The following is a 9,323-nucleotide window of genomic DNA, read 5'->3' as shown; positions in this document are numbered from 1 at the left end:
CCGGCGGCCCGGGGGCGGCCGTACCGCTCGCGTGGCGCGTCGTCGTGGCCGCGGCGCCACGCACGGACGGCGTCCTGCGGATCGGCTCGATCAACCGCCCGGACGAGGTCGCCGAGATCGAACCGGCCTCGGGTGCGGGCGCGTTGCCCGACTGGGCGAAGCCTGCCGTGGGCGGTACGACGGGCGCGGGCGGCATGGACGTGCTGGTGCACACCGACCTTCCGGACTGCGCGGGCATCACCGCCGCCGTACCGCTGGCCTGTAGCGCCGCCTTGGCCGAGACCGCGTTCCACGCCGCCGGCCCCGAGGTGGGCCAACGAGCCCGAATCCGCCTCGCCGACCCGCCCTTGGGCGCCGTCGCGCTGTTCGGTCGGCCGGGCCACGTGACCCTGATCGAAGACGACGCGGGCGACTTGGACCACATCCTCTTCGACCCCGACCGCCAGGGCCTGCGCTTCATGCTCGCGGTGCCCAGGCACGACGCCCTCGACGCCTGCCCGGCCGGCATCGACTCGGTGTCGGTGAACGCCCTGTCCGCGGGCGCCTTGGAGGCCCGCTCCCTGGGCCCGACCGGCACCACCATCGCCGTAGTACCGGGCGGTGCCCTGGCCGCGGTCCGCCGAGCCATGATCGACACCTACACCCACGCCGGCCACCCGGCCCCCAGAGTCCTGAGCGCGATCGCCGGCTCCCCCTGCGTCCGAGTCGCCTGACCCGCCGTCAGCCGGTGAACGCCGCGGCGTGGTCACGGCAGTGTGCCCGGTTCGTCGAGGTCGCCGACGAAAACCTCGGCGCCGCGCGCACGCAGGCCGTCGGCTTTGGAGTCGTCGCGGACCAATGCGCGCAGGTTCACCTCGGCTCCCTCCAGCGCGTCCATCAGTGCGGTGGACACGGTTCCGGTGGCTCCGGTGATCAGCACGGTGCGCGGCATGTTCGGCCTGGGCGACCGGGCCCCGGCCCAGCCTCCCGCCCGGTGAGCGCGTAGGGCGGCCCGGGGACGGGATGCGGACGCCGTTTCACATGGGCCCCGGGGCCCACGTCGGCCGAACCCAGTGGTCGAACGTGCTCGACCAAGTCCGGGCCGGACCACGCAAACCCAAGGAAGGCCACGGCGGGCTGCGGCCCGGAATCGGCGCCGGTGGGCGAACACCGGTCGCGAAAAGGCCCCCGGCTCCGTTTGCAGTGGAGTCGGGGGCCGATCGGGGCGATTGTTGCCCCGTCCTGTGGTTGGTCAATCCTCATGGGGTCGCGGGCTTGCCCTTGCCGTAGAGCCAGGTGGTGAAGAGGGCGTCGAGGTTCTTGTGGGAGATCTTCTTGCTCAGGGCGATGAACTCGGCGCTGGTGCCGTGGCCGTGGCGGTTTTCGCTCGCCCAGGTGCGCAGGATGGTGAAGAAGGCTCGGTCGCCTACTGTCTGGCGGAGCTTTTCCAGGACCATGGCGCCGCGCTCGTACGGGGGCTTGGCGAAGATGTGGCCGCCGTCGCCCGGGTCGCCGGCCGGGAAGGACCACAGGCTGTCCGTGGCCGGCAGGGCGTAGTCGGCGGCGAACTGCTGAGCCGTGGTGAGGCCGCCGTGTTCGGCGCTCCACAACCACTCGGCGTAGGTGGCGAAGCCCTCGTTGAGCCAGATGTCCTGCCACTTGGTGAGGGTCACCGAGTCGCCGAACCACTGATGCGCGGTCTCGTGGACGAGGGTACCGATGTCGGGCGCGCGGTCGTAGATGGGCCGGGTCTGCGTCTCCAGGGCGTAGCCCACGTCCGGGGCGTCGGCGACGATGGAACCCGCCGCGTCGAACGGGTAGCGGCCGAAGAGCCTGCTCTCCCAGTCGATGACGGCAGGCAGTTGAGCCAACACCGGTCCGGCTTCGGCCGCTTGGCTCGGGGCCACCGCGTTGTACACCGGCAGGCCGCCGGCCGTCACGTACTGCTCGGTCTGGAACTTGCCGATGCTCGCGGTGGACAGATAGGCGGCCATCGGCTGCGATTCGCGCCACGAGAAGGTGGTCTTCCCGTAGTGGCTGCGCTGATCCCGAAGTCGCCCGTTGGACACCGCCGTCCACCCGTTCGGCACGGTGATGGCCACGTCGTACGTGGACTTGTCCTTCGGGTGGCTGTTGCTGGGGAACCACGTCATCGCGCCCTGCGGCTCGTTGGCCACGAACACCGAGCCGTCCGGTTGGATGATCCAGCCGTCGGCGGACCCGTCCGGGTCGACCACGTTCTCCGGCACGCCCGAATAGGTGACCACGACATGGACCTTGCGGCCCCGGTCCAACGACCGTTGCGGGGTTACCTTGAGTTCCGTACCGCTGCGGCTGAACTCGGCTCGCCTGCCGTCGACCCGGACGCTGTCCACGGTCATCCCGGAGAAGTCCAGGTAGAACGAGCCGAGCCGCTGGGTGGGGGTCACCGTCAGGTCGGCGGCGCCTTGAAGCTGCTTGGTCTCCGGGGTGTAGCCGAGGTCGAGGCCGTAGTGGACGACGTGATAGCCGCCGTTGCCGGACGCCGGGAAGTACGGATCACCGGCGGTGGCCGAGCCGGGCGTGGCACCGCCGCCCTGGGAGGCACCCACCAGGAGGGCGGCCACCACGGGTGTCGCGACGAGGGCGAGGAGGGGACGCGAGATCTTGGAAAGCAAGTTGCTTCCTCCGGTGTCGTGGCTGATTGCCGCGTCGGCGGCAGATCGGGACATGGCGCACGATCGACTCACTGTCGGGTCCCCGTGGTGTCGGGATCCCAGGTCCGGCCGCCGGGCCCGGTCGCGACGCGACACACGGGCTGGGCGAGGCAAGGCAAGGCTCCGGCTCACGGAAGTGGCGGGTGCGTCCAACGCCGTCGCGGCGCGGGGGTCGCGCGTCGAGTGACGAGCAGTCGCAGCGGGACCGTCGGGACGAGCACGTCACTCCCCTCGTCGCGGTACATACCGGCGGGGCGCCTTGCGCCGGCAATCACCATACGATCCAACCGGCGCACGAGCGAGGGGATCCGGCACGAAAGATCCGGGGTGTCGGGTGCCGAACGCGGGTGGGGATCGAACGTCGACACGCGGGACTCGACCACCGCGTGCCCGCGTGTCCGCCCGCCGGCCGGCCGGGGCGGCGGGCTGCGAGCACAGCCCCGGAGCGTGGGGCCGTCCTCGTTCGCGCCGGTGGCGACACCGACGCCGAGCATCGGGCGTACGGGTCCGGGACCTACGAGCGTCAGACGTACTCGCAGGACTGCACGCCCTGGCGTCGGGCGAAGTCGAGCAGGCTTCGCACGTCGCGGCTCATCGGGCCTCGGCCGCGCACCAGACCCACGGACCTGACCAGCCGCGGCGACATCGACCGCACCGACACGGTGGAGGCGAACGGCTGGGCCAGGTCGGCGTACCACAGGACCGAGCCGTGCCCGGCCGCGACGCACGGCATCCACGCGCCGCGCTCGTCCGTCTCCATCGCGACGACCGGCCTGACCCCGGCGGTCGCGAACAGCAACTCGATGTCGGCCCGGCGGTCGCTGCCGCGCGACGGCAGGATCATCGGCAGCCCGTCCAGATCGGTCCACGCGACCGGGTCCGGGAGGAGGGTCTGGCGTGGGGAGACCAGGACCACTTCGTAGCGACGCAACGGCAGTACCTGGAAGCCGCCGGGGGCGGGCAGGTCGACCAGGGCGATGTCGGCGGTGTCGGCTCGCAGGGACGCGAACAGGCCGACGCGGCTGTCGTGACGTTCGACCTTGACGGTGACTTCGGGGTGCACCTTGTCCAGGCCCGGCAGCAGACCGCGGGTGAACTCGATCGCGAGCGTCGCCGTCGTGGCCAGGCGCACGGTGGCGCCGCGCTTGGGGTCCTCGGCCCGGACGCTGTCCTCGATCGCGTGGATGCCGCCGAGTACCTTGCGGGCCAAGGCGACGACTTGGAGGCCGGCCGGGGTGGGCACGAGGCCGCGGCCGATGCGGGTGAAGAGCGTGACCCCGAGTTCGCGTTCGAGGCTCTGCATGGATCGGGACAACGCGGGTTGGACGACGAAGAGTTCCTGCGCGGCGCCGGTCATGCTGCCGTGCTCGGCGACCGCGATGAGGTAGCGCAGTTGCTGGAGAGTCACGGGGTATCCCTGCCCCCGCCGGTGCGTTCGCCGCCAGGGGGTGGCGTGTGCGGTTCCGGCTTGGCGTCGACCATGGTGTGGCTCCTGTCGGTTGCCGAGAAGCGAGTACGGGACGTGTACACGAGGGACGTTCGGGCAGGCAGGCACCGGCCGACACCGGCCCGGCCCGGACACGAGTACGTCGGCGCGCTGCCGCGGCGTGTGCCTCGGCACCGCGCCGACGCCTCGTGGGTCATCCGGCTCCCGGGCTCGATCGTCCGTCGGTGCTTCGGTTCGTGGCGACGGCTACCTCCCTCGGGTTCTCAGAGCCAGGTGACGGTCCAGCCGAACGTGACGACGCCCTTCCGGCCGCTGCGGTCGGTCGCGGTGACCTCCGTGCCGAAGCTGCCGATGCCCCACGCCCGCCCGGTGATCGTGCACGTGAACGGGTTCAGCCACAGGCCGGCGGGGAGGTTCTTCGCCGCGCACGTGTAGGGCGCGGTGCCGCCGGACACCTGGAGGACCAGATCGACCTGCCGATTGAACGTCGACGACTGCGTTCCCGGATTGGCGATCGTCACACCATCCGAGGGCGGCGCGGTCACCGTCCACCCGAACGAAGTCGTCGCGCTGCCGGACGTGTTGGTCGCGGTGACCGTCACCTGCGAACCGCCCACGGCCGTCGGCGTACCGGTGATGCGGCACCCCGGGTCGATGCCCAGCCCTGCCGGCAGCCCGGTCGCCGTGCACGTCGGCGCCGGTGAGCCCGATGTGGTCAGCGTCACGTCGACCGAAGTCCCGGCCGGTGTGCTCTGGTTGCCGGGACCGGAGATCGTCGGCGCGGTTCCGGTGTCGGTGGGCGAGATCGTCCAGGTGAAGGTCGCCGGGGCGGCGGACGCACCGAGACCGTCCGTCGCGACGACCGTCACCTGCGCCGATCCGGGGGTCGTGGGTGTGCCCGAAACGGCGCATCCACCACCGGGGTTGGTCAACCCGGCCGGCAGCCCTCGGAAGGCGCACGTGTAGGGCGCGGTTCCGCCCGACACCTGCACCTGCAACGACGCCGGCCGGCCCACCGTCCCCGAGCGGGCGCCCGGGTTGGTCACGGTCACCGGCGAGGGGCCGCCGGGAATCGCCTCGGGAGGCAACGGCACCTTCCACAGCGGGCTGTTCGCGCCCTCGGAGCCGACGAACAGCGACTTCCCGTCGGCCGAGTACGCCAGCGACTCCCCCTGCGTGGTACCGGGCGAGGCGAACTTGGCGAGTTGCTGCCCAGGACCCGAATACACGGTGATGTCGCTGTAGTTGCGGATCGCGAACGAGCGACCGTCCGGCGCGAACGCCCCGTCGGTCGAGGTGTCCGGGGCGGCCCCGACCTTGGTCAGCGAGTTGACCTGATCGGTACGCAGTTGCGCCGGCGCGGAGTACAGCGAGCCCGGCGAACCGAACAGCTTGCTCGCGACGTACAGCCGGTTGTCGCGCGGGTCGATCATCGCGGTCTCGGCGTCGTGTTGCCCGTCCGCGAACGCGAGACCGAAGCTCGTGGCCGGCAGCGTGGCGTCGGCGAGCGTCGCGGGCTCGGCGAGCCGATAGAGCGTGACCTGCGGGCGGTTGCCGAAGTTGTTGCCGATGTCGGCCACGAGGATCGCCGAATTGCCGGCGTCGTCCCTGCCGACCGCGATGGCCTCCCAGTCGGTGTTGGTCGCGCCCGAGACGTGCAGGACGGCGAGGGTCCGGCACGTCGCGAGGTCGAGGGCGAAGACGTCGGGAGTGTTGCCGCTGTCGTTCATCGTGTAGACGACACCGGGGTGGCGGGCGCTGGGCGCGAGCCCACTGGACTCGCCGATCCGGGAGTCGGCGAGATTGCACTGCACGGTGGGCGGATCGGCGGCATGGGCCGGCGTGATGCCGATCGCCGTCGCGAGCGCGGCGAGCAGGGCGACGCCGGCGACGGCCTTGCCGGCCGCGGCGGCGGCGGCCCGCGAGACACCGGGTCCGCGATGGCCGAACCGGCCTGGGAGGAAGTCGGACCAGGCCCGAGGGCGGGCCCCGGGTCCGACGCCGAGGCGATGGCTTGTGTTCATGTTTCCAGGAGATGAGCGCGCTCTCTTCGGCGTCCAATACCGATCGAGCAGGCATCCATGACGGACCGTCATGAATACCCGGACAGGCCACCTCTTGGGCATCGGTGCATGTCGACTGGGTCGGCCGGGGCCGTTCGCCGGCCGTGGGCGCGTCGCCGGGCCGATTTCGTAAGCGCAGTTCAGACCCTACCCGCCGGCTCACGGCCGACCCGTCGGCCCTGTGCTGCGGCCGGGCACCCACGGACGCCGGCCGTTGAACCGGTGACCCGTCGGACCCACGCTGCGGTTCCGCTTCGCCCACGCCAAGGAGGCGCCAGGTCATGCCCGAATCCGGATTCAGGTCCCGGTGGACGGCCCGGGGCAAGCCCCGATCCGCCACGTTCGTCGCGTTGTCCGTCGGGGTCACCCTCGGCGCGATCGCCGCGATCACCCTCCCGGCCTCGGCCGGGCCCGCCGACCGGACCCCGACGGCGGCGGTCGCCGCCGCGATCCCGCGCTACGACCACGTGGTGGTCGTCGTCCACGAGAACGCCAACCACGAGGAGATCATCGGCAACACCCAGGCCCCCTTCATCAACCAACTCGCGGCGGGCGGCGCATCGTTCACCGACTTCCACGGTGAGACCCACCCCAGCCAACCCAACTATCTCGCGATGTTCTCGGGCGGCACGCAGGGCGTCACGGGTGACGAGTGTCCGCCGTCCGGTTCCCCGTACGGCGCGGACAACCTGGCCCGGCAGCTGATCGACGTGGGCGCCACGTGGGGCAGCTACAACGAGGACTGGCAGCCCGGCAACCCGTCGGCGTGCACCAGCGGTTCCTACGCCCGCAAGCACAACCCGTGGTTGTCCTTCGGCAATGTCCCGGCCGAAACCACCTACACGACAGCACAGTTCCCCACCGACTTCACCCGGCTCCCCACGGTCTCCTACGTCGTCCCGAACCTGTGCAACGACATGCACGACCGGCTGTTCAACTCGTCGTGCGGCATCCGGACCGGGGATACCTGGACGAACAACAAGCTGGGCGCGTACGCGGCGTGGGCCAAGACCCACAACAGCCTCCTCGTGGTGACGTGGGACGAGGACAACTTCCGCGCGGAGAACCGGATCGCGACCGTCGTCTACGGCGCGAACGTCAAGCCCGGGCAGTACGCGGGCCGCAAGGACCACTACAGCCTGCTCCGCACCTTCGAGGACATGTACGGCACTCGGCGCTCGGGCCAGGCCGCGAACGCGACCCCGATCACCGAGATCTGGCAGGACACGGGTCCCACACCGGTATCGGTGACCAACCCGGGGACTCGGACGGGGACGGTCGGCCAAGCCGCGTCGTTGCAGCTCCAGGTGTCGGGTGGGACGGCGCCCTACACGTGCGCCTTCCAGGGGCTGCCGGCCGGATTGACCAACCCCGCAGGTGGGTGCGCCGTCTCGGGCACCCCCACGGCTCCCGGGTCGGCACAGGTGACGGTCACCGCCACCGACGGTCTCGGCGCGGCTTCGTCGCCCGCGTCCTTCACGTGGACGATCGCGCCCACCGGCACCGGGACCCCGCCGACGATCGCCTCTCCGGGCAACCGATCGACGATGGCCGGGACTTCGGTCGACCTGACCCTCGCCACGACCGGTTCGCCCGCGCCGACGTGCACGGCGACGGGTCTACCGGCAGGGCTGACCATCGGCGCGGGATGTCGGATCACCGGCACCCCGACCACGCCCGCGACATCCCAGGTGACGGTCACCGCGACCAACGCCTCGGGCAGCGCGTCCGCCGCGTTCCAGTGGACCGTGACCGCGCCGCCCACCGGTGGTGTCACGGTCGCCGACCCCGGCGCCCAGTCGTCGAAGTTCAACCAGCAGGTCGACCTGACCCTTGGGGTCTCCGGTGGCACCGCGCCCTACACGTGCGCGGCGAAGAACCTCCCCACCGGCCTGTGGCTCAACCCGTTCACGTGCGCGATCACCGGCAAGGCGTGGGGGGTGGGGACCTTCGCCACCGAGGTCACCGCGACCGACGGCGCGGGGCGCAAGGGCGCCGTCACGTTCCCGTGGTCGGTCACCTGGTTCTGACCACGGACCCGCGGCGGGCCTGACCACCTGGGCTGCCGAATCACTCGAACCACCCGTACCGCCCGCTCCACGTCCCCTACGCGAACCACCCGCCCGACCGTAGGCGATCGCCGTCGACGGCGAGGCCGTGCGCCGAGGACGCCCCGGTGCCCTCGGCGCACGTCCGCCGTTCCCCGCCCGCTCCCGCCCAGTTGCCGGAGGCATCGGTTGTATCTCTCGTCCAGCCGCTCCGCCGACCTCGCCTCGGGCGCCCGCCCGAAGGCGCCCACCGGGTCCGGCTCCCGCCGCGTGGCCCCCGTCGTCGTCACGCTCGGCGTCGTCTCGCTCGTCACCGACGTCTCCGCCGAGATGGTCACCGCCATCCTCCCGGTCTATCTCGTCCTGGGCCTGGGCCTGTCGCCGATGGCCTTCGGCATGCTCGACGGCCTGTACAACGGCGCGACCGCCGCGTCCCGACTGCTCGGCGGCCACGTCGCGGACCGCCTGCGCCGGCACAAGACGGTCGCGGCGATCGGCTACGGCATCTCCGCCGCGTGCAAACTGCTGCTGCCCGCCGCCGCCGGCGTCTCGGCCATCGGCGGCGTACTCGCGGCCGATCGAGCGGGCAAGGGCCTGCGTACCGCGCCGCGCGACGCGCTCATCTCGATGGCCGCGACCCCCGAGGGCCAGGGCCGGGCGTTCGGCGTGCACCGGGCGATGGATACCGCGGGCGCGCTGTTCGGCCCGCCCGTCGCGCTCGCCGTGCTGTGGGTCACCGCCGACGCCTACGACGCGGTCTTCGTGGTGAGTTTTTGCCTCGCGGCCTTCGGCGTCCTGATCCTGCTGCTGTTCGTCCGCGATCCCACCGACCCGGGAACCGTCGACTCCCCACGCACCATAAGCGACCCTTTGCCGACCCCGACCCGAACCCCGACCCCGGTCCGCCTCCGCGACGCCACCGCCGTCCTGCGTGTCCCCGGCTTCACCCGTGTGTGCCTCGCGGCGTTCCTCCTCGGCGCCGCCACCATCGGCGACGCGATGCTCTACCTGCTTCTCCAACGGCACACCGACCTGTCCCCGCACCTGTTTCCACTGCTGCCGCTCGGCACCGCCCTGGTGTTCCTCGTCC

Annotated in this window: 7 protein-coding genes; 3 read left to right on the top strand and 4 right to left on the bottom strand. The window is 71.6% G+C overall.

The genetic code is table 11. The annotated features are described in order from the left end of the window. A partial coding sequence (locus tag GT354_RS00475) for a hypothetical protein (protein ID WP_161354131.1) occupies nucleotides 1–713 on the top strand: 713 nt, incomplete at its 5' end. Between the two features lie 32 nt (nucleotides 714–745). Here the strand turns inward: GT354_RS00475 and GT354_RS00470 are convergent. From GT354_RS00470 to GT354_RS00455, 4 genes are all read right to left on the bottom strand, one after another. Next, the gene (locus GT354_RS00470; protein ID WP_161354130.1) at nucleotides 746–931 is read right to left on the bottom strand and encodes an NAD(P)H-binding protein; all 186 of its coding nucleotides are present in this window, start codon (nucleotides 929–931) and stop codon (nucleotides 746–748) included. A gap of 307 nt (nucleotides 932–1,238) precedes the next feature. Continuing rightward, nucleotides 1,239–2,636 carry a M1 family metallopeptidase gene (locus GT354_RS00465; RefSeq protein WP_237534239.1) on the bottom strand — a complete coding sequence of 466 codons (1,398 nt, stop codon included), beginning with the start codon at nucleotides 2,634–2,636 and terminating at the stop codon, nucleotides 1,239–1,241. 562 nt (nucleotides 2,637–3,198) lie between these two features. Continuing rightward, nucleotides 3,199–4,083, bottom strand: a complete 885-nt coding sequence (locus GT354_RS00460; RefSeq protein ID WP_161354128.1) for a LysR family transcriptional regulator — start codon at nucleotides 4,081–4,083, stop codon at nucleotides 3,199–3,201. 302 nt (nucleotides 4,084–4,385) lie between these two features. After that, complete coding sequence (locus GT354_RS00455) at nucleotides 4,386–6,146, bottom strand: putative Ig domain-containing protein (protein WP_161354127.1); 1,761 nt, start codon at nucleotides 6,144–6,146, stop codon at nucleotides 4,386–4,388. Between the two features lie 320 nt (nucleotides 6,147–6,466). Between GT354_RS00455 and GT354_RS00450 the strand changes: the two genes are divergently transcribed. Beyond that, a complete protein-coding gene (locus GT354_RS00450) occupies nucleotides 6,467–8,215 on the top strand; it encodes a putative Ig domain-containing protein (protein WP_161354126.1) in 1,749 nt (582 codons plus the stop codon). 207 nt (nucleotides 8,216–8,422) lie between these two features. Beyond that, nucleotides 8,423–9,323 (top strand): MFS transporter (locus GT354_RS00445; protein WP_161354125.1); only part of this gene is annotated, 901 nt, incomplete at its 3' end.

It is taken from the genome of Streptomyces sp. SID3343, assembly GCF_009865215.1.
GTDB lineage: Bacteria > Actinomycetota > Actinomycetes > Streptomycetales > Streptomycetaceae > Embleya.
This window is presented reverse-complemented; position numbering and strand designations above follow the sequence as displayed.

Excerpts from the sequence above, each read along its gene's own strand:
- GT354_RS00450 (WP_161354126.1), top strand. The coding sequence starts at position 6,467 with ATGCCCGAATCCGGATTCAGGTCCCGGTGGACGGCCCGGGGCAAGCCC.
- GT354_RS00470 (WP_161354130.1), bottom strand. The coding sequence starts at position 931 with ATGCCGCGCACCGTGCTGATCACCGGAGCCACCGGAACCGTGTCCACC.
- GT354_RS00455 (WP_161354127.1), bottom strand. The coding sequence starts at position 6,146 with ATGAACACAAGCCATCGCCTCGGCGTCGGACCCGGGGCCCGCCCTCGG.